Annotated in this window: 16 protein-coding genes; 10 read left to right on the top strand and 6 right to left on the bottom strand. The window is 48.5% G+C overall.

The window, feature by feature from the left end:
* Window positions 1-85: 85 nt before the first annotated feature.
* The gene (gene uvrB / locus CGRAC_RS09275; RefSeq protein WP_005871314.1) at window positions 86-2,062 is read right to left on the bottom strand and encodes an excinuclease ABC subunit UvrB; all 1,977 of its coding nucleotides are present in this window, start codon (window positions 2,060-2,062) and stop codon (window positions 86-88) included.
* Window positions 2,063-2,131: 69 nt separating this feature from the next.
* On the opposite strand from uvrB, the gene CGRAC_RS09270 reads away from it, so the two are divergent.
* Genes CGRAC_RS09270 through CGRAC_RS09260 form a run of 3 tightly spaced genes read left to right on the top strand, consistent with a single transcriptional unit; the run spans window position 2,132 to window position 3,089 of the window.
* The gene (locus tag CGRAC_RS09270; RefSeq protein ID WP_005871316.1) at window positions 2,132-2,392 is read left to right on the top strand and encodes a hypothetical protein; all 261 of its coding nucleotides are present in this window, start codon (window positions 2,132-2,134) and stop codon (window positions 2,390-2,392) included.
* Window positions 2,389-2,625, top strand: a complete 237-nt coding sequence (locus CGRAC_RS09265) for a hypothetical protein (RefSeq protein ID WP_005871317.1) — start codon at window positions 2,389-2,391, stop codon at window positions 2,623-2,625. The genes CGRAC_RS09270 and CGRAC_RS09265 overlap by 4 nt, the downstream gene beginning before the upstream one ends.
* Entirely contained in the window at window positions 2,622-3,089 is a 468-nt protein-coding gene (locus CGRAC_RS09260; RefSeq protein ID WP_005871318.1) for a hypothetical protein, read from the top strand. The genes CGRAC_RS09265 and CGRAC_RS09260 overlap by 4 nt, the downstream gene beginning before the upstream one ends.
* 463 nt (window positions 3,090-3,552) lie before the next feature.
* Here the strand turns inward: CGRAC_RS09260 and CGRAC_RS09255 are convergent, their stop codons facing one another.
* From CGRAC_RS09255 to ispF, 5 genes are all read right to left on the bottom strand, one after another.
* Entirely contained in the window at window positions 3,553-4,269 is a 717-nt protein-coding gene (locus CGRAC_RS09255; protein WP_040303959.1) for an alpha/beta hydrolase, read from the bottom strand.
* Window positions 4,270-4,768: 499 nt separating this feature from the next.
* Window positions 4,769-5,305: a phosphatidylglycerophosphatase A family protein gene (locus CGRAC_RS09250; RefSeq protein ID WP_005871322.1), complete on the bottom strand. Its 537-nt coding sequence runs from the start codon at window positions 5,303-5,305 to the stop codon at window positions 4,769-4,771.
* Window positions 5,306-6,044: 739 nt separating this feature from the next.
* On the bottom strand, window positions 6,045-7,850 hold the full coding sequence (locus CGRAC_RS09245; RefSeq protein ID WP_005871326.1) for an ATP-sulfurylase family protein: 1,806 nt from the start codon (window positions 7,848-7,850) through the stop codon (window positions 6,045-6,047).
* Entirely contained in the window at window positions 7,828-8,691 is an 864-nt protein-coding gene (locus CGRAC_RS09240; protein WP_005871327.1) for a response regulator, read from the bottom strand. The genes CGRAC_RS09245 and CGRAC_RS09240 overlap by 23 nt, the downstream gene beginning before the upstream one ends.
* Window positions 8,688-10,010, bottom strand: a complete 1,323-nt coding sequence (gene ispF / locus CGRAC_RS09235; RefSeq protein ID WP_005871329.1) for a 2-C-methyl-D-erythritol 2,4-cyclodiphosphate synthase — start codon at window positions 10,008-10,010, stop codon at window positions 8,688-8,690. The genes CGRAC_RS09240 and ispF overlap by 4 nt, the downstream gene beginning before the upstream one ends.
* Window positions 10,011-10,227: 217 nt before the next feature.
* On the opposite strand from ispF, the gene thiC reads away from it, so the two are divergent.
* From thiC to CGRAC_RS09200, 7 genes are all read left to right on the top strand, one after another.
* Window positions 10,228-11,535, top strand: coding sequence for a phosphomethylpyrimidine synthase ThiC (gene thiC / locus CGRAC_RS09230; protein WP_040304013.1), 1,308 nt, complete (start codon window positions 10,228-10,230; stop codon window positions 11,533-11,535).
* Entirely contained in the window at window positions 11,532-12,626 is a 1,095-nt protein-coding gene (locus CGRAC_RS09225) for an Mrp/NBP35 family ATP-binding protein (RefSeq protein ID WP_005871331.1), read from the top strand. Before thiC ends, CGRAC_RS09225 begins: the two co-directional genes overlap by 4 nt.
* 824 nt (window positions 12,627-13,450) lie before the next feature.
* Window positions 13,451-14,476: a hypothetical protein gene (locus tag CGRAC_RS09220; protein WP_005871334.1), complete on the top strand. Its 1,026-nt coding sequence runs from the start codon at window positions 13,451-13,453 to the stop codon at window positions 14,474-14,476.
* 27 nt (window positions 14,477-14,503) lie between these two features.
* Entirely contained in the window at window positions 14,504-15,535 is a 1,032-nt protein-coding gene (locus tag CGRAC_RS09215) for a hypothetical protein (RefSeq protein WP_040303961.1), read from the top strand.
* A 14-nt stretch (window positions 15,536-15,549) separates the two neighbouring features.
* A complete protein-coding gene (locus tag CGRAC_RS09210) occupies window positions 15,550-16,746 on the top strand; it encodes a tetrahydrodipicolinate N-succinyltransferase N-terminal domain-containing protein (protein WP_005871336.1) in 1,197 nt (398 codons plus the stop codon).
* A gap of 360 nt (window positions 16,747-17,106) precedes the next feature.
* The gene (locus tag CGRAC_RS09205) at window positions 17,107-17,493 is read left to right on the top strand and encodes a hypothetical protein (RefSeq protein ID WP_005871338.1); all 387 of its coding nucleotides are present in this window, start codon (window positions 17,107-17,109) and stop codon (window positions 17,491-17,493) included.
* Window positions 17,494-17,511: 18 nt separating this feature from the next.
* Window positions 17,512-18,639, top strand: coding sequence for a cation diffusion facilitator family transporter (locus CGRAC_RS09200; RefSeq protein WP_005871339.1), 1,128 nt, complete (start codon window positions 17,512-17,514; stop codon window positions 18,637-18,639).
* Window positions 18,640-18,664: the final 25 nt, after the last annotated feature.

Below are 18,664 nucleotides of genomic sequence, written 5' to 3'. Positions count from 1 at the left end.
TTCACACTCTGTTCGACGGAATTTAACGTGTAAATTTCACGCCTTACTTCACGACAAAATTTTACGACGTTTCGGGCCTTGCGATTTACAGCTTCCTGAGTTTTGCGATCTCGTCGCGTAGCGCTGCGGCCTTTTCAAACTCCAGAGCGGCCGCGGCTTCGAGCATCTGCTTGCGAAGCTCCTTTACGATCTTGGCGCGCTCGGCGGCAGGCATTTTTTCGAGATTGGCACCCTTTCTTAAAATTTCGGTGCCGTCCTCGATCTTTAGGCTCTCCTCGATATTGCGGCTCGCAGAATGCGGGGTTATGCCGTGAGCGCGGTTGTATTCATCTTGAAATTTGCGACGTTTTTGGGTGATGTCGATCGCCTCTTGCATCGAAGCGGTGATCTTTTTGCAAAACATCACGACCTGTCCGTGCACGTTTCGCGCGGCTCGCCCCATCGTCTGAATGAGGCTCGTGCGCGAACGCAAAAAGCCCTCCTTATCGGCATCCATGATCGCGATAAGGCTTACTTCGGGCAGATCGAGCCCCTCGCGGAGCAAATTTATACCGATTAGCATATCGTATTCGCCGCTGCGTAGACCGCGGATGAGCTCGTTGCGCTCGATCGCATCGATGTCCGAGTGCATATATTTGACCTTAAGCCCAAGCTCCAGATAGTATTTGCTCAGCTCCTCCGCCATCTTTTTGGTTAGCACGGTCACTAAGATCCGCTCTCCGCGCGCGATGACCTCCTTTGCCATATCGTGTAAAATTTCAACCTGATTGTCGCTGTCTTTTAAGATAATCTGCGGATCGAGTAGTCCCGTCGGGCGCAGTATCTGCTCATATACGGCTCCGCGGCTAAGCTGTAGCTCGTAATCATTGGGCGTTGCGGAGACGAATAGAAATTTAGCTTTTTTGTTGATAAACTCATCAAACATCAGCGGGCGGTTATCAAGTGCTGACGGCAGACGGAAGCCGTACTCTACGAGCGTTTCTTTGCGGCTGCGATCTCCTGCGAACATCCCGCGAAACTGCGGCAAGCTCACGTGGCTTTCATCGACGATGACGAGATAGTCCTTGCCCTTGCTCTCGTAGTAATCAAAGAGCGAATAGGGCGTCTCGCCCGGCTTTTGACCGGTCAGATAGCGCGCGTAGTTTTCGATCCCCTTGCACATCCCCGTAGCGCCCAGCATCTCAAGATCAAACTCCACTCGCCCTTTCAGCCGCTGCGCCTCTACGAGCTTGCCCGCATCCTCGAAAAATTTTAGTCTCTGCTCAAGCTCCTCTTCGATCCCTTTGATCGTTGATTTCAGGCGCTGCTCGCCCACGATGAACTGGCTCGTCGGATAGAGAATAAATTTTTTGACGCTCTGCGTCTTTTTATTTTCGAGCACGTCCAGATGATACATCGCCTCTATCTCATCGCCGAAAAACTCGATCCTAAATGCTTCGTCGTTAAAATACGCGGGGTAGATGTCGATCACGTCGCCGTTTACGCGAAAATTCCCGCGATCAAAAAAATCGTCGTTGCGCTTGTAGCCCATATCGACGAGCTTGCGAAGCAAAAATTTAGTGCTAAATTTTGATCCGATCTCAAAAAACAGCACCATGCCTTTATATTCGGCGGGATCGCCCAGGCCGTAGTTTGCCGAAACCGACGCCACGGTGATGACATCATCAAAGCTCAGCAAACTCGCCGTGGCGCTTAGCCGCAAGCGCTCGAGCTCTTGGTTTACGTCGCTATCCTTTTCGATGAAAAGATCCTGCCTGGGGATGTAGGCTTCGGGCTGATAATAATCGTAGTAGCTGATGAAATACTCGACGTGATTTTGCGGGAAAAAGCCCTTGAATTCGCTATAAAGCTGTGCCGCGAGGGATTTATTATGCGTCATTACGAGCGCGGGAATTCCGAGGCGCTTGATGATATTTGCCATGGTAAATGTTTTGCCTGAGCCGGTAACTCCGAGAAGAGTTTGGTATTTATTGCCGCTTTGAAAGCCTGCGACGATGCCTTCGATCGCTTTTTCTTGATCCTCGCTTGGGGAGAATTTGCTCTCGATTTTAAAATTTTGCAAAATTTTTCCTTTTTTAAAGCCAAAATTGGGTAATATTTTTATTTAAATTATATCAGAAAAGGCGAAATAATGGAATCAATCTTTGACGAAGAGAAAAAGGTCGAGGGCTTAAGTAATAAAGTAGCTGAGCTGATTAGACGATACACCGAGGCTAGAGACGAAAACGAGAAGCTACGTACCGAGCTAGCGACGGTCAAGGCGCAAAACGAGGCTTTGGGAATGCAGCTTGGCACGCTTGAAAACGATCTGGCATATCGCAAGATGAGCGATGAGGATCTAAGCAAGCAGATCGACGATATCTTGGCAGGCGACAATTTAGGCGAGAAATGAAAGAAATTTCGGTTCAGCTGACGAGTAAGTCTTTGACGAAAAAATACGCGATAAGCCTGGATGATGACTTTGCGAAGGTCTTCGGCAGGGACTGGCGGATTTTAACTCGCGGCAGCGATCATCTGGATGCGGGCGAACTGCTTGAAGCCTATATCCAAAAAAGCTATGAAAATTTCATGCTTAATAAAAAAATAGATGCCTTGGTAAAGGACATCGACGAAGGAGTAAAATGATGAAAATGAGAAAAGGTGCGGCAGTAGGCGGCGGCGTAAGCGGGATAATATTTTTAGCTATTATAATCTTCGTGATAGTAAAAATAATATATCCAAAATTAAGCGGTGCTAAGGATGAGGTTTTAGTAAAAGCTTACGCAGTCGAGCTTGAAGGCGTATTTAAAGATATACAGCGCGATTACTTAAATCAAGGAAATTTTCGCGAGCTAAAGAGCATGACGGGTTCCAGACAGTTTAGCGATAGCGATCTGGCACGTAGCTTAGCAGTCAATCAAAGCTTTACCTATGGCGTAGGACCGAAACTGAAAAACGATATGATCTTTTGCGCGACGATCACCTTGCGTCAAGATAGTGATGGCTATTTCTTCACAACTGAGAACATTAACCGCAACAGGGAGCGCTGCGAAGCATTTCATAAAGATACGACTTATATGAAGCTAAATGGCTTTAGAATAGGCAAATAATTTTTAAAATTTAATCGCGCGACTGCTATGGATTCGTAAAGCGTCCGTATAGCATGAGCGCGATAGTGCTAGTTGAAGTGCGTAGCCGTACGTCGGCTCGCACCTCTTGCCAAAAACATAAGATCTCAAGAATTCATCTTTATAGACATTTTTTAAAATTTAGCTTTAAAATCGGCATTTTTGTATTTGTATTGACAGCCTATCGGTTAAATTCTAATCATATTTTAGTTTGCAATTCATATCGGTCGTGATTTATGCCATTGCGGTTAAATTTATGAGATGGGGCTTTGAAGCTAGATTCCTAGCACGACGGGGCGATGTGAGCTGGGATTTACAAAAAACGCCTTATAAAACAAGCGTATTAAGGCAAAATATCAAGATTATCTTAAATTTATGAAATTCGCACTCCACAAGCGCGCAGAATTTTATCGGTGCGGGCTTGGATATGAGTTTTAAAAATCTCTCATAGAATTTTATCGCCGATTCTCACCACTGATTTGATCCATTTGCGTAAATAATCTAACTGCTGCGGCGTATGGAACCAATGCTCGCCGTTTTTCATAACGCTTAAGTCGCAGTCGAACTTCTGCGCGAAATTTCTAACGATACAAAGAGGCGTCATATCGTCGTTTTCTGCATATAGAATTCTACTGGGCGTTTTCCACTTAGTGATCGGATTATTCAAAACAAAACTCCAATATTCCCAAAAAAGCGGTTGCCCGGCAGGTGTCAAAATCATCCGCTCTTGCTTCAATCGCTCCTCGCTAACTCCAGCCCTACGCATAATATTTGAAATAACGTATTTCATATCAAGTATCGGCGAGACGAAGAGGCAGTCGCTAAGCTTTTCGTCGCGAAAGCTTTGTAGGCCGAGCCATGCCCCTAGGCTAACGGCAAACAGCGCGACCTCGCCCCAGCGCTTCTTTGCATACGATAAAATTTCACGAAATTCCAAAATAGCGCGCTGCGGATCGCAAGAAGTGGGCTCGCGCCGCCTCTGTCCGTGCCCGGGCAGATCAAAGCTAATAACCTGCCGGCCTTGCTCGCAAACGACGGAAGCCAAAAGCTCCGCATCCTCCTTACTTCCGTCCTGCCCGTGAGCGTAGATATAAACCTTTTCCGAGCGGTTCCCCCAAACGGCGGCGGGAATGCCACGTATCTCAATCGCGCTCTTTTGCATTTTTCGTTCCTTTAAATTTTTGCGCCGCTTACCCGCATGTGGCGGCAATGTTACAAGCAAAACCATAAATATTGCTGGAATTTAATAGCACGCCCTGCTAGACTGCCTACGATTAGCGATAAATTTTAAAATTTTACGTGCGAGCTGCGCCTGCCGCTTTGTTTTAAAATTTGGCCGCACGAAATTTCAGGCGGCATAATTTTGATTTTTGCAGCGCAATTAAATTTTTATATCGTAGAATTCTGCAGGCTGCGAAATTTAAAATTTAAGGCCACGCAAATTTTATCGCGACTCGTGCACAATTTTAAATTTTACGTTTGCTTTATTTGCAGGCTGCACGGATAAATACCGCTTAAATTTTAAATTCCAAGCGAGCTCGCGTCTCAGAAGTTAAAATTTGCGCTAATTCATAAGCTGCGCTCAAGATGCGGTTTTAAAATTTCGGTGCTTGATAGCGCCTACAATCGCGCTGTATTCTCAGCAATCCGCCCAAAAAAGCTTAAAAAATCAATCCCGCGGCGCCGAGCTTGACCCCCAAAGAGATAACTATCAAAACCCCAAGCCCCGCGAAAAAGCCTGCCAGCATGTCATCTAGCATCACGCCGAGCCCGCCCTTTACGTCGCGATCCACGCGCCCGATGATCGAGGGTTTGCGGATGTCAAACGCCCTGAAAAACAGCAGCGCCAAAATCATCGCGACGATCGATATCCTGCTGCTCTCAAAGCCCGCGATCAGCTCCCGCAGCGGCAGCGAAAAGATCTCGCCCGCGGGCGCGGCGACGCACATCGCGATCCACACCCCCACGACCTCGTCGATGACGATCTCGCTGTTATCGTGCGCGCCTACCCGCCTTTCGTAATCGCCTACGATCTTAAGCGAGACGAAAAAGACGAGACCGGCGCATAAAAACAGCGTCACTTCGCCCGCCAGCATCAATATCGCAAGCCCCACTATCCAGCCGGCGATGCTGCCCCAGGTGCCGGGCGCGGGTTTTAGTAGCCCCGCGCCGAAAAATGTAACGAAAATTTTATCCATAACTATCCTTTTAAATTTTGCTTTTTAAAATTTTACCGCTTATTTTAATTAGAGCATCTGCTCGCACGAAAATTTTAAATTCGCCTACGCGCAGGATTTTAAATTTCGTTCGTGCATGTAGAATTTAAATTCGCCCGCCCGCACGAAATCAGTTCTACTCGCTCGCCACAAAATTTCGCTCGCTAATGTAGGAATTTTAAAATTCTACTCATTTGCGTAAAAATTTTAAAATTTTGCTCGACTGCGCGGAGATTTCAAACCCGTCAGCAAACGCACGGCATTTTGCGCGAGCGGCAGTCGTTGTGCCTCGCCCAAATTTATGCGCCGCGATTTACTGCGAGCATCTGGCTAAATTTAAACTCGCTTGCCGAAAGCTTAAATTTTAGATCCGCCGTACTGCTAATTTACATATCCATCGCGCCTTAAAAATTTAAATCCGCTTCGCCGCAAAATTTACTGTGCCGTTATAATTTGCTACGAAGCCAAGACTTTAAAATTTAAAGCTCGTTTTATCGTACCGCTGCTAATGCTCTAAAAATTTAGCTTCGTCGCACCACAAAATTTTACGCCAAATCTGCGTCCGCCGCTCTTTATGCTATAAAATTCCGCGCAGTCCTTTCTTTCTGCACTATGAAATTTTACTTTACGTCTAGCCGCCGTAAATTCTAACGTCGCGAAATTTTACCCTCTGCTTAGCTTCCGCAAATTCCACGTCATTTTTGCGTTGCGCCCTCAAACGCTACGTCTTTAGCGCGCTGGTTTGGTACAGCTGCATAAGCTGCTCGTAAAACTCGCTCTCGCCGTGGCTCTGCAAGATCCCGCTGTTTGGAAAAAGCTCGTCGTAGAGCTTTTGCAGATCTGAAAATCGCGCGGGGAAAAGCTCGCTTAAAATCATCGCCGAGATCTCTTTACGCATAAAAATCGCGGGCGGCAAAATCCCCGCGCGCAGCAGTGCCTTGAGATTTTGCGTACGGTAATGCACGTGATGATGAGCGCCATGAGGGCAGTTTTTGGTGCTTACGAGCACCTTGCACTTCTCGCAATAGACGTATTCCGGCATCAGCAAAATCTCGATTTCGCCGCGCTTTTGATACTCGTCTAGCACCGAATGCACGCCGCCGCCTTCGAAAAATAGCTCCATATTCGCGTGATTTTGCCCGAAAATTATTTTGTTTATACCTAAATTTTTCGCAATCGCGCATTGCAAGGCGGGCTTATCGTCAAAAATCGCAAGCGAGCCTAGATCGATCATCATGGCGCGTTGCGCGACCAAAAAATTCTGCAGCAAATAGCTTAGCGTTTTTTTGCGTAGTTCGTAGGGCAGGGCATCCGCGCTGCTCGTGCCGGTTAAAAAAATCACCACGAAATCCGCCTTATCGATCATATGCCTAATCAGCCGCTCATGCACGCGGTGGATCGGATCGGCGCAGGTAAAAAACGCTGAAATTTTAGGCGCGGCAAGCGAGCTTGCGACTTTTTTTATGCGCGCGATTTGCTCTGCAAGCTCATTTTTTAGCAGCGTGATGCGCCCTTGCACCGCAGTTTGCTCTGCGTACGCGTTTTGAAATACCGAGCCTGCGATCTCGCTTGCGCTTGGGGCATAAACATCGCTAACGTCTATGCGCGCGACAAGCTCGTAAGAGACTGGATTTGCAGCGGAATTTTTGATGAAATTTTCGGTGGAATCTGAGATAAAATTTCTCGCCAAATTTGCTACGGATTTTGCATCTGTGCTGCAAGTAAAAGTTTGATCATAGCTCGCGGCAAGACTTTCTATATGGTCTAAGCCCTCGCTTGTGGCGTTTATAGCGCTTTGCGCACTTGCAGTGCGCGCGAAACCTGCGCCGCTTTTCGCAAAGCTCTGCTCATTTTGCGCCGCGGCAGAAACTTCATCCTGCAAGTTGCGCAATTCTTTAGCTAGCAAATACGCGCCGCTATCGCCGCTAAGCGAATTTTTGGTGCGTTCAGCTATGCCGTCCTTGTTGAGGTAAAGCTCCAAAATATCGCCTTTTTTTGCGCCCGCGTAGGAAAAAACGAAATTTATGCCGCAGATGCTAAGCTTGCTTGGGCGCAGTAGTTCGCAGCTCTTGCCGAAAGCGCCGTTTGCGAGTAGGCTCAGGACGTTTAGGTCGGAGCGCGAGATCTCTATCTTGCGGATTTGCGTTGCGCTATTATTTGCACCTTTGCTCTCGCTTCTGGCTTGCTCTGCTTTTAAATTCCTTGTCGCTCCCTTAGCTAGCGCCTCATCTTTTCTGGCATTACTCGTCCTTGACATTTTTAAATTTCGCATCGTTTTTAAATCGCGCTTTGCTTTTGAATTTTGTCTTGCTTTTGAGCTCTGCGATGCTTTTAAATTTTGCTTCGCTTCTAAATTCTGCGCCGCGTCACTCGAAGCTCTTGCGACGTTTAGAGTTTTTGTGCCGCTTAAAATTCCTTCGCTTTCAAGCGGTTTTATTTCGTGCAAATTGCCGGTATCACTCGAAATTTCTATCTCGTCTGCGATCCGTACCGGATGCGCGCGACTATTTTTTTCTTGCGATGCCATATTTTTTCCTTTTCTCCCAAAGCGATTTTCGCGAAATCCCTAAGGCGGCCGCCAGATCGGAGTCGAAATACTCGTCTTGGTGCGCTACGATCGTGAGCTTTACGTATTCTTCAATGCTTAAAATTTCACTGCGTTCTTTGCTGCTGCCAAGCGTAATTTCGTCGCTAAAGCCCTTTTGCGCGCTGATAGATCCGGCGATTACGCGCATGGATTTGGTTTTGCTTATAAATTTTTCCTTCTGCGCGCCGCTTAGGCTGTCAAAATCTGGTACGTAAAAAATCTCCGCGCCGCGTTCTAGCGGCTCAAGGCTTTGCGCGGATAGAATTTTAAGGCGCGATTTTAGCGCAAGCGCGATCTTAAATACCGCCGCAGCTCGCGCTGCCGCATCGCCGCGTAAAAGAAGTGGAAATTTTATCTGCGTTAAACGCGTGTGCAGTATTTCGCACGAAAGGGAGGCCTCTTTAAGCAGCGCTTCATAGGCTTCATTTTGCGATTTTAGCGAGCGAAACTGCGCGTAATGCTCGATCTTTTTTATGAGCTCCTCTATCATAAATGGCTTTTGGATATAATCAGTGGCGCCCGCTTTTACGGGGTTTAGCACCGTTTCGCTATCGACGTAGGCGACCATCAAAATTATGATCGAGCGCCTAAATTTTTCGATCAGCGGATAAAAGCTCGCGCCGCTCCAGCTCGTAGAGAGCAGCACCGCCTCAAACTCCTCCGCAAGGCTCGCCGCGGCTGCCAAACTCGCCGCGTTAGTGCATTCATGCCCCAGCGCGCCCAGCTTGTTTGCGATACTTTGCGCAAGATAGCTTTCGCTCTCGATTATCAAAATTTTCATGTGCCCTGCACCTTTGCTACGTGCTTTTGCCAGTCGTAAAATTTCAAGCTTACCGCAGCCTGCGCGGCGATGCCTTCGCTTCTGCCCGTAAATCCCAGCCCTTCGGTCGTGGTTGCTTTGACATTGACGCGCGCGCAGTTTAAAATTTCGCTCAAGACCTTTTGCATCTGCGCTTTGTAAGCGCCGATCTTCGGGCGCTGCGCGATGATCGTAATATCGGCGTTTACGAGCTCGTAGCCGTAGCCTCTGACGCGCCGCATTACCTTTCGTAACAGCTCCTTGCTATCCGCGCCTTTAAGCTTGGCGTCGCTATCTGGAAAAAGCTCGCCGATGTCGCCCAACATCGCCGCGCCGCAAATAGCGTCGATTAGAGCGTGGATCGCTACGTCGCCGTCGCTGTGTGCGATCAGCGCGAACTCGCACGGGATCTGCACGCCGCCGAGCATGATGCCCGCGCCTTTTTCAAGCGCGTGCACGTCGTAACCCGTACCATAAAAAATATCGCGCGAGCATGGTTTTAAATTTAGCGCCGCCAGATCGCTTGCGCGCGTGATCTTAAGCGCGCCCGCTTCGCCTTTTATAAACTCTAACCGTCCGCCCGCGCTGCCGACTGCCGCGCTGTCGTCGGTAAAAATTTCGTTTCCATCAAGCGCCTTTTTAAGCAGCGCCGTGCGCGAAAGCTGCGGCGTTTGGATGAGGCGCAGCTCCTCTCTCTTCACTACGTTCTCGCCAAGATAGGTCGTGTCGTTTACGCCAAGATAGGGGCTGATACAGTCCGCACTGCCTAAATTTCGTATCAGCGAGGAGATCAGCCCTGGCGAAATTTGCGCGCGCGCCACGTCGCTTACGAGCACGAGCTCGCTATCTACGAGTTTCAGAGCGTTTTTTAGCGAGCTTTGGCGATTTGCGCCGCCGGGGGCGAAGTGAAATTTTAAATTTACAGAGCCGCATTCATCTGCGCCGCATTCGACTTGAGCTTTAAAATTTTCCGCGCCCCGCGGCTTGCTTGCGTCGTTTAGATCATCTGCGCCGCATCCGATCCCGCCCTGCTCGCTTTGAAATTTATACTCGCTCGTGCCGCACTCTGCGCTTTTGCCGCGCGCCGAGGCCAGGCTGCACGCATAGAGGCGCTCGCAATAGCTCACGTCCTCCTCGTTTACGGCGATTACGATTTTTTTAAATGGGTGCGCCCGTGCGATATTTTGCGCAACATATTGCCAAAGCGGTAGCTCGCCCACGCGCAGCCACTGCTTTTTGACGGGGAGCTCAAACCTGCTCGAATCGCCCGCGGCGAGCAAAATCAGCGATATATCTTTCAAATTTTATCCTTGAAATTTTGTTACGAAATTATACGTATTAAAAATGAAAGCAAAATTAATCGCGACTCGCGGGCTAAAATATCTTAATCTTAGGCGTAAATTTACGCGGCGCGGCGGTAAAATTTCATCCTACGTTACGAAAATAAACGGCAAAAGAAAAGTAAGGATTAATGAAATTTGTTATATTATACGCGCATTTTTAAGAAACGAGGCGAAAATGACCGAAAGCTGCGTATCACAGATCTATTTTGCAAAAAAGGGCGAGCTGACGCCGCAGATGAGAGAGGTTGCACAAAGCGAGCGCATGGACGTGCGGGCCTTGTGCGATCTGCTCGCGCAAGGAAGAGCGATTATCCCCGCAAACGTTAATCACAAAAGTCTAAAACCCATCGGTATCGGGCGTGCGCTACGGTGCAAGATCAACGCCAACATCGGCTCCTCGGGCACGACGAGCGATATTGAGGGCGAGCTGGAGAAGCTTGAGGTCTGCTTAAAGTACGGCGCCGATACGGTGATGGATCTAAGCACGGGCGGCGATTTGGACGAGATCCGCTCCGCGATAATCGAGCGCTCGCCCGTACCCATAGGCACGGTGCCGATCTATCAGATGATCCATGAGCTGGGCGATATTAAAAATTTAAAAACGAGCGCTATTCTTAGTACAATCGAGAAGCAGGCGCGGCAGGGAGTGGATTATTTCACGATCCACGCGGGCTTTAAGCTCGAGTTTATGCCGCTGCTGTCTCGCCGCAAGATGGGCATCGTAAGCAGGGGCGGCTCGCTGATAGCGTCGTGGATGATGAAATTTCATAAGCAAAACCCCTTCTACGAAGCGTTTGATGAAATTTGCGATATCTGCGCCGCCTACGACGTATCGCTATCTCTAGGTGACGGCTTGCGCCCAGGTTGCTTATACGATGCGACCGATAGGGCGCAGCTTAGCGAGCTTGAAATTTTAGGCGAGCTGGCCCTGCGCGCGAATGAAAAAAACGTGCAGGTGATGATCGAGGGTCCGGGGCATATCCCGTTTAACGAGATCGAGCTTAATATGCAGCTAGAGCGCAAGCTCTGCCGCGACGCGCCATTTTACGTGCTGGGGCCGCTTCCGACCGACATCGGTGCGGGCTACGATCACATCAGCTCGGCTATCGGCGGGACGATGGCTGCGTATTGCGGCGCCAGCATGCTCTGCTACGTAACGCCCAAGGAGCATCTGGGGCTTCCCAATGCAAAAGACGTCAGAGAGGGCATTATCGCGCATAAGATCGCCGCTCACGCCGCAGACGTCGCGCTAGGCAAAGTGGGCGCGATAGAGCGCGATCACGAGATGAGCGATGCGAGGTATAATTTTGATTGGAACAGGCAGTTTGAGCTTAGCTTCGATCCTGCGCATGCGCGCGAGCTGCACGACGAGAGCCTGGGCGATGAAATTTACAAGGGCGCGGAGTTTTGCTCGATGTGCGGGCCGAAATTTTGCGCATATAAAATCAGTAGAAATTTAACCGAAAATAAGGAGAAAGAATGAGTAAAGACGAAGTCTTAAATTTGCTTAAAAGCGTGATCTATCCGGGCTTTTCTAAAAGCATCGTGGATTTTGGATTTGTAAAAGAGGTCGAGATCGGCGATAGAATTTTCGTAGAGATCGAAATCCCCAGCGCCAAGCCGGAGATCGCCGCAGAGCTCAGATCGGCGGTGCAAAAGGTGCTCGGTGCGGACGTGGAAATTTTAATCAAACAGCCCAAGATCGCCGAGGAAAAGAGCAACTCTCGCAGCGGCAAAAATATCGCGCCGCAGATCAAGCATTTCGTGATGATCAGCAGCGGCAAGGGCGGCGTAGGCAAGAGCACGACGACGCTAAATTTAGCCATCAGCACGGCAAAGCTCGGCAAGAGGGTGGGAATTTTGGATGCCGATATTTACGGACCGAATTTGCCGCGAATGCTAGGAGAGGATAAGACGCAAGCAAGCGTCGTAGGGCAGAAGCTAAAGCCGATTTTAAGCCACGGCGTGGAGATGATGAGCATGGGCGTGCTGATGGAGGAGGGCGCGAGCCTAATCTGGCGCGGCTCGATGATAATGAAGGCGATCGAGCAGCTGCTAAAAGACGTGGCGTGGAGCGATCTGGACGTTCTATTTTTGGACATGCCTCCGGGTACGGGCGACGCGCAGCTTACCTTGGCTCAGAGCGTGCCGGTGACGGCGGGCGTGTGCGTTACGACGCCGCAGACAGTCGCGCTGGACGACAGCGCGCGCGGGCTTGATATGTTCGAAAAGCTCCACATCCCGATTGCAGGCCTTATCGAGAATATGAGCGGCTTCATCTGCCCCGATAACGGCAAGGAGTACGATATCTTCGGTCGCGGCGGCGCGCAAAAGCTGGCGCAGCGATACAACACCGAAGTAATCGGCGAGATCCCGATCGAGATAGCTATCCGCGAGGGCGGCGACAGCGGCAAGCCGGTAAGCTTCTATGCGCCCGATTCTTTAAGCGCAAAGCGCTACGAAGATGCCGCGCGCAAGCTGTGGGAAAAGATCGAGAAGATCGACCGCGAGGAGCTGGCGGATAACTCCGCGATCCAGCCGGTGATGGACGGCAAGAGCGCCTGCTCGAATTAGGGCTTCGGCGGGCGCAGCGTCAAATTTTGCGTGGAATTTCTCGTGAATTTTGCAGATTAGAATTTGGCGCGGAATTTCATAGTTTGAAATTTCACGCTTAATTTCGCTGCAAATTTTATAATGCTCGCAAAATTTCGGTATACAAATCCGTCATAGAATTTTGCCCGTAAATTTAGCGGGTAAAATTTCACGCGGGTTTTGTGGCTCGGAATTTCACGCTGAATTTTGAAGCTCGAAATTTCTGGTAAAAATTCCGCTATGAAATTTCGTAGTTTGAAATTTCGAGCTAAATTTTGTCCAAGCTCCGTTGCATGAGGTTTTGGATAAAATTCTAAGCGCAGAATTTAACGGCGAAAATTAAATTCCAAACGCGCAATTCAATGAGGTAAAATTTGCCGTAGAACTTCGCTTTGGAGTTTTAAATGCAGAATTTTAAGCATAAAGCTTTGCCGAGGAATTTTAAAATGTGAAATTTTAGCGCTAAAGCTCTGTTTTAAAATTTTAAGATGGGGCTTTAATATGAATTTTAGGCTTGAAATTTATCGCGCCTAGCTTTTTAGTGGTAGCCACAGCATTGCGCTAGTTTAAAATTTTATTTCGCCGGGTTGCATGGCAGTGTAATTTATCTGCGAAAGCCTCTGTAAAGCTTATTTGGAGTGGAATTTTATCCGTAGCGTCGCGGCAAGGAAATTTCTCGCGCAGCTGAAATTTAAGCAGCTAGAATTTCATTCGTATAGGCTGTGGAGCCAAGGCGGCAAAATCCCTAAGCCTAGGGCTTTTAGGTTTAGGGATTTTACTTTTATACGAAATAAGAAAGGTCGGTAATGAGGTTTTTGATTATTTTGGTGCTTGCATTTGCGGCGTTCTCGCAAGAGAGCAATATGCAAAAATGGGCGAAAGAGATTACCGCGGACGCGCAGATCCCGCAGGATAAGTTTTTGGCGTTTTATTTGAATAAAGATGAGCCTAAGAAAGTGGTTTTCTCTGAAAACGTCGATCGCATCAGCGTCAATTACGAAGGAAATTCCTTTCATGAAATCCCGTCTCCAAATCTTATGGCGTATTGGGTCGGCGAGTTTAACTTCGACGCAGATGTCGAAAAGATGGTGCTAGGAGATTACGGCTGGTCCACGCTGGTAATCGCCGTGGACGGCACGGACGTGCTGGGCGGGACGTCGAGCAATCAAAAGCGCCCGCTTACGTATAAATTTAGCAAGGGCAAGCACAAGATCGAAGCGTGGTTTTTAAATGATGCACATTCCAGCGAGCTTTTCGTGGATTTTAAAGATGTAGAGCCCTTTTATCGTCAAAAGGACGCCGTGGCTAAGATCCCTGCGGATAAAGACTACGATCTGTGGCTTGGCGCGATCTACGAAAGCGCGCAGATGAATAATCGCGTCAAGCTAAATTTAGCCAAATCCGCTAAGCCCATCGTGCTACTGCTTAGCTCATATCGCGCCGTGGAGTGGGAGATCTCAAATCCGCAAAATAACGAAATTCTAGCCGTGTTAATTTACAACCCCATTAGTAGCGTCCGTGGTGTAAGCGGTGCGCTTTACGTCGAGGATTACAGATACACAGAGGCTGCAGATGGGCTTAAATGCGAGTGCATCTCGGGCAATGTCTTTCACTGCGACGGCAGCGAGATTTATGATATGAACGGGCGCGTAAACGGGATATTTGGCAGAGGCCTGGGGGCATTTGCCGGCAAGCACGCCGTAAATTCCTTAGATTTGCCGGGGCTTGTTATTACTCCAAAAATTTTAGACGAAAGCAAAGCTCGCCTACTCTCGGTAGAAGCGGACCGCAAGAAATGCGAAAGCACACAGATGGATGATGTGTTTAGGTAGGATAAAATTTAAAATTTGGAGGAAAAAATGAAAATTTTAAGAGTATTTTTACTGGCTTTTTACGTATTTCTTGCTTGTGCAAACGCTAACGACACACAAAAATGGGCGAGTGAGATCACAGCGGGCAAGCAGATTCCGGCGGATAAGTTTTTGGCTTTTTACTTAAATAAAGACGATCCGAAAACCGTCGTTTTCTCGGAAACGGTCGAAAATATAAATTTAAATTTCGCTTACGATAACTTTCACAAGATACCTTCCGAAAAATTTATTGCCTACTGGGTCGGGATTTTCGACTTCAAGCAGGATGTGCAAAAGATGATTTTGGCGGATTTTAGTTGGGCGAATTTACGTATTGCGATAGACGGCAAGCAGATATACGACTCCGAAAATGCTAGAAACAAAGCCGTCACCCATAAATTTAGCAAAGGGCGCCACAAGATCGAGGTTTGGTTCGCCAACAATTGGCATACCACTAGCCTTTTGGTGGATTTTAAGGATGAGCCAAATTTTTATAAGCAAAGCGAGGTAGCTGCTAAGCTAAAAGGTCAAAATTTCGATATATGGCTAGCTGCCATTTACGAAAGTGATGCGAATGATAATAAAGTAGTCGTCGCGCTAGAAAAATCGAAAAAGCCGCTTGTAGTGATGCTAAGTTCATATCGTGCCGTACGCTGGGAGGTGTCAAATCCGCATAATAATAAAATTCTAGCCGTACTCGTTTTTAATCCGATAAGCAGTATAAATTTGAAAGAAAATATCTATTTTATGGATGATCGCGGATATAGTGGAGATACGGAGATGAAGTGCTATTGTGTTGGCGGCGGATCGGATTTTCATTGCGAGGGCGGTTATATAAGTAGCAAAAATGAGCGCATCAAAAAAGAGTTTGGACAAAATTTAAGCGGCTTTGGCGGTTCGTATAGCTCGGCTGTAATAAATTTACCAAGTATTTTGATAGATGAAAACGTGTTTGCCAAGGACGCTGAGACTAAAAAACAAATCGAAGCTGATCGCGAAAAGTGCCTAAAAAGCGGTAAAATAAACGATATTTTTAATTAATTTTAGGAGTAAGAATGTCTAAAGAATTTAAAACGATAGAGGAGTTGAATGAGCTTATACAGGGCGTGCGAGCAGCCAAAGGCTATCGCGATCCGATCATGTGGGCGATCGGTCGCGTATTTAAGGGGCGTGCGGAGGGGCATAAAAGCCTAAGTGTGAATTATGCGTACGTAAATTTTAAAGATGGGCTAGTAAGCGCAGCAGTGCTAATCCATGCTCTAGCCGAGTGCGGCGAGGTCGTGGATTTTAGCGGTAGTGAGTGCGTCCTTCCGCTGACGCACAAAGCCCTAAAAAAGGCGATCGAGGCTTTAAAATTTCTACAGCCAGACGCCAAAGAGGGCGCGCACAAAAATCTGCAGGTGCTGCTTGCGGTTAAAGAGGCGATGAAATCGGACGAGCACGCGAGCTTTTGCACTAGCTTCATCTTCGAGGATGCCGCGCCGAAAAGCGTCGAGAGCGTCTATCTCAAGCTTTACGCGCTTTCGCTAAATCTCTGCGAGCCGCGCACGCTCAATCTAGACGGCGCATTTAGCGTGCTTCCGAACGTCGCATGGGACGAAAATGCCCGCCCAATCGAGCTTTGGTGGCTGCGTGAAAACGAAATCTCTTTAAAAATGCAAGGTCGCTATCCACGCATAATCAGCGTCGATAAATTTCCGCGCTACCTAAGCCACGTCGTACCGCCGCAAAACGTTCGGATTTTAGATGACGCAAAGGTGCGTTTGGGTGCGCATATCGCCGCAGGTACGACCGTGATGCCGGGTGCTGCGTATGTGAATTTCAACGCAGGTACGACCGGTAGCGTTATGATCGAGGGGCGCGTCAGCAGCTCGGTCGTCGTGGGCGAGGGCAGCGATATAGGCGGCGGCGCGTCGATTTTGGGTGTGTTAAGCGGCACCAACGGCAATGCCGTGAGCATCGGTAAGCACTGCTTGCTGGGCGCAAACTCCGTCACGGGCATTCCGCTAGGCGATCGCTGCATCGTGGATGCCGGTATCGCGGTACTTGAGGGCACGAAGGTTTTTATCGCGCAAAAGGATCGCGAGGTGCTAGCGGCGCTAAATGCGGGCTTTGCATTTGATCGCGAAATTTATAAAGGGCTTGAGCTTGCCGGGCTTAGCGGACTGCACTTCCGACAAAACAGTCAAAGCGGGCAGATTACGGCAAGCGTTAGCAAGCGCGCGATCAAACTCAACGCGGAACTGCATTAAATTTATAAATTTAAACGCGAGGCGGATTGGCTGGAGCTTTTTTTAAGCTGCGTTAAATCTATAACTTAAAGGCGAGTTAAAAAAGATACGGACGATCTCGCCGCACGCCGCTTTGAGCGAGCGCATGTGATACGTCGCAAAAATTTCCGCTCATAGAATTTCACGCGGAATTTAAAGAATTTTTGCCGCGATTTAGAAAATTTCTAGCGGTGATTTATGGAATTTACGCCGCTATTTTAACGTAAGTAATTTTGGCGGCTCGCGGATTTGCGCCGCGCAAATAGGTCTTTAAATTTCAAAAAATAGATTGAATTTAAAATTTTAATATGATAGATTTCAAATAAAAATAAGGAGATGAAAATGAAAAAATTTATACTCACCCTGTTCGGCGTATTTATCTGCAGCGCGGCGTTTGCGGGAGATGCCGATGCCGAGCGCTGCAAGGCTTTGGCGGACGCCGTAAATGGGCACAGTCACCCAGAGACTGAAGATATAAAGTTGGGTGCGGCTACGTACGAAGGCGATAAATTTATAGTTTCCATGACCCTAAAAAACATAATTTGGGATAAAGTAGATCCTAAGATCAAGCAAAATTTTGAGAGAGTTTTGCGCGCTGATAGGCAAAAGGACGTATGCGCGACGATGAAAGCGGGCGGTCTAAAGCACATAGGCGTGCGACAATTTCTGCAAAGCGGCGAAAAAATCGCCGATCTGACCTACACGCGCAGCGATTGCGGCTTAGAGTAAAATTTCAAAGGAGAGATAATGGAAGTGCCTCAGGCTGCGTATAGCAGGGATAAAATCATCATTCGCACCGGCGCGATCGGTATCATTTCAAATGTAATTTTAGCGGCATTTAAGGGCGTCGTGGGGCTGATTTCGGGCTCGATCGCGGTCGTGCTTGATGCCGTAAATAACCTAAGCGACGCGCTTTCATCCGTCATTACGATCGTGGGCGTGCATCTTGCTAGCAAGCAGCCCGATCGCGCGCACCCCTTCGGACACGGCAGGATCGAGTATCTAAGCGCGATCGTAATCGCCGTCATCATCCTCTACACCGGCGGCGTCTCGCTCGTTGAATCGATCAAAAAGATCATTCATCCGCAAGCGGCAAATTATAATGCGGTTTCGCTCGTCATCATCGCCGTAGCCGTCGCGGCAAAATTTAGCCTAGGGCTTTATACGCAAAAGACGGGCGAGCGTGTAAACTCTGACTCGCTCGTCGCTAGCGGCGTGGACGCCAAATACGATGCGCTCGTATCGCTAGCCACCCTCGTAGCGGCTTTGATTTCGCTTATTTTCGGACTGAGCTTGGAAGCGTATCTGGGCGCGATAATTTCGGCTCTTCTGATCAAAACGGCGTATGAAATTCTACGCGATACGATCAGCAAGCTTTTGGGTTCGCGCCCGAGCCTGGAGCTTACAAATGAAATTTACGACGTCGTGCGGGGCTTTGAGGGCGTCATCGGCGCATACGATCTGATGTTTCATGACTACGGACCCGATAAAATGGTAGGTTCAGTGCATATAGAGGTCGCAAGTGATACGACCGCGGCGCAGATCGATGCTCTTACGCGCCGCATCCAAAACGCCGTTTTTGCGAAATTTAATATCATCCTAGACACCGTAGGAATTTACGCGTTTAACAGGAACGATCCGCGCGCCGCCGAGATCTACGAGCATATTAAGCAGATGGCATTTTCGCATGAGTTCGTCTCGCAGATACATGGATTTTATCTCGATGAGCCGAAGCGCTCGATCAGCTTCGACGTTATCGTCGATTTCGCAGCGCCCGATATGGAGGCGACATTTCGCGCGGTCTGTAAGCAGGTGCGCGCGGCGTATCCGAACTACACGCTCATCATCACTCGCGATAGCGATTACAGCGGCTAAAATTTAAATTGCTCTAGCGGTTTAA

The organism is Campylobacter gracilis (genome assembly GCF_001190745.1).
Classification (GTDB): domain Bacteria; phylum Campylobacterota; class Campylobacteria; order Campylobacterales; family Campylobacteraceae; genus Campylobacter_B; species Campylobacter_B gracilis.
Note: the sequence above shows the minus strand (reverse complement) of the source record. Positions and strands in the feature narration are given on the sequence as shown.

Excerpts from the sequence above, each read along its gene's own strand:
- CGRAC_RS09250 (WP_005871322.1), bottom strand. The coding sequence starts at position 5,305 with ATGGATAAAATTTTCGTTACATTTTTCGGCGCGGGGCTACTAAAACCC.
- CGRAC_RS09245 (WP_005871326.1), bottom strand. The coding sequence starts at position 7,850 with ATGGCATCGCAAGAAAAAAATAGTCGCGCGCATCCGGTACGGATCGCA.
- CGRAC_RS09205 (WP_005871338.1), top strand. The coding sequence starts at position 17,107 with ATGAAAAAATTTATACTCACCCTGTTCGGCGTATTTATCTGCAGCGCG.
- CGRAC_RS09255 (WP_040303959.1), bottom strand. The coding sequence starts at position 4,269 with ATGCAAAAGAGCGCGATTGAGATACGTGGCATTCCCGCCGCCGTTTGG.
- CGRAC_RS09220 (WP_005871334.1), top strand. The coding sequence starts at position 13,451 with ATGAGGTTTTTGATTATTTTGGTGCTTGCATTTGCGGCGTTCTCGCAA.
- CGRAC_RS09260 (WP_005871318.1), top strand. The coding sequence starts at position 2,622 with ATGATGAAAATGAGAAAAGGTGCGGCAGTAGGCGGCGGCGTAAGCGGG.
- CGRAC_RS09270 (WP_005871316.1), top strand. The coding sequence starts at position 2,132 with ATGGAATCAATCTTTGACGAAGAGAAAAAGGTCGAGGGCTTAAGTAAT.
- CGRAC_RS09210 (WP_005871336.1), top strand. The coding sequence starts at position 15,550 with ATGTCTAAAGAATTTAAAACGATAGAGGAGTTGAATGAGCTTATACAG.
- CGRAC_RS09225 (WP_005871331.1), top strand. The coding sequence starts at position 11,532 with ATGAGTAAAGACGAAGTCTTAAATTTGCTTAAAAGCGTGATCTATCCG.
- thiC (WP_040304013.1), top strand. The coding sequence starts at position 10,228 with ATGACCGAAAGCTGCGTATCACAGATCTATTTTGCAAAAAAGGGCGAG.
- CGRAC_RS09265 (WP_005871317.1), top strand. The coding sequence starts at position 2,389 with ATGAAAGAAATTTCGGTTCAGCTGACGAGTAAGTCTTTGACGAAAAAA.
- CGRAC_RS09215 (WP_040303961.1), top strand. The coding sequence starts at position 14,504 with ATGAAAATTTTAAGAGTATTTTTACTGGCTTTTTACGTATTTCTTGCT.
- CGRAC_RS09240 (WP_005871327.1), bottom strand. The coding sequence starts at position 8,691 with ATGAAAATTTTGATAATCGAGAGCGAAAGCTATCTTGCGCAAAGTATC.
- CGRAC_RS09200 (WP_005871339.1), top strand. The coding sequence starts at position 17,512 with ATGGAAGTGCCTCAGGCTGCGTATAGCAGGGATAAAATCATCATTCGC.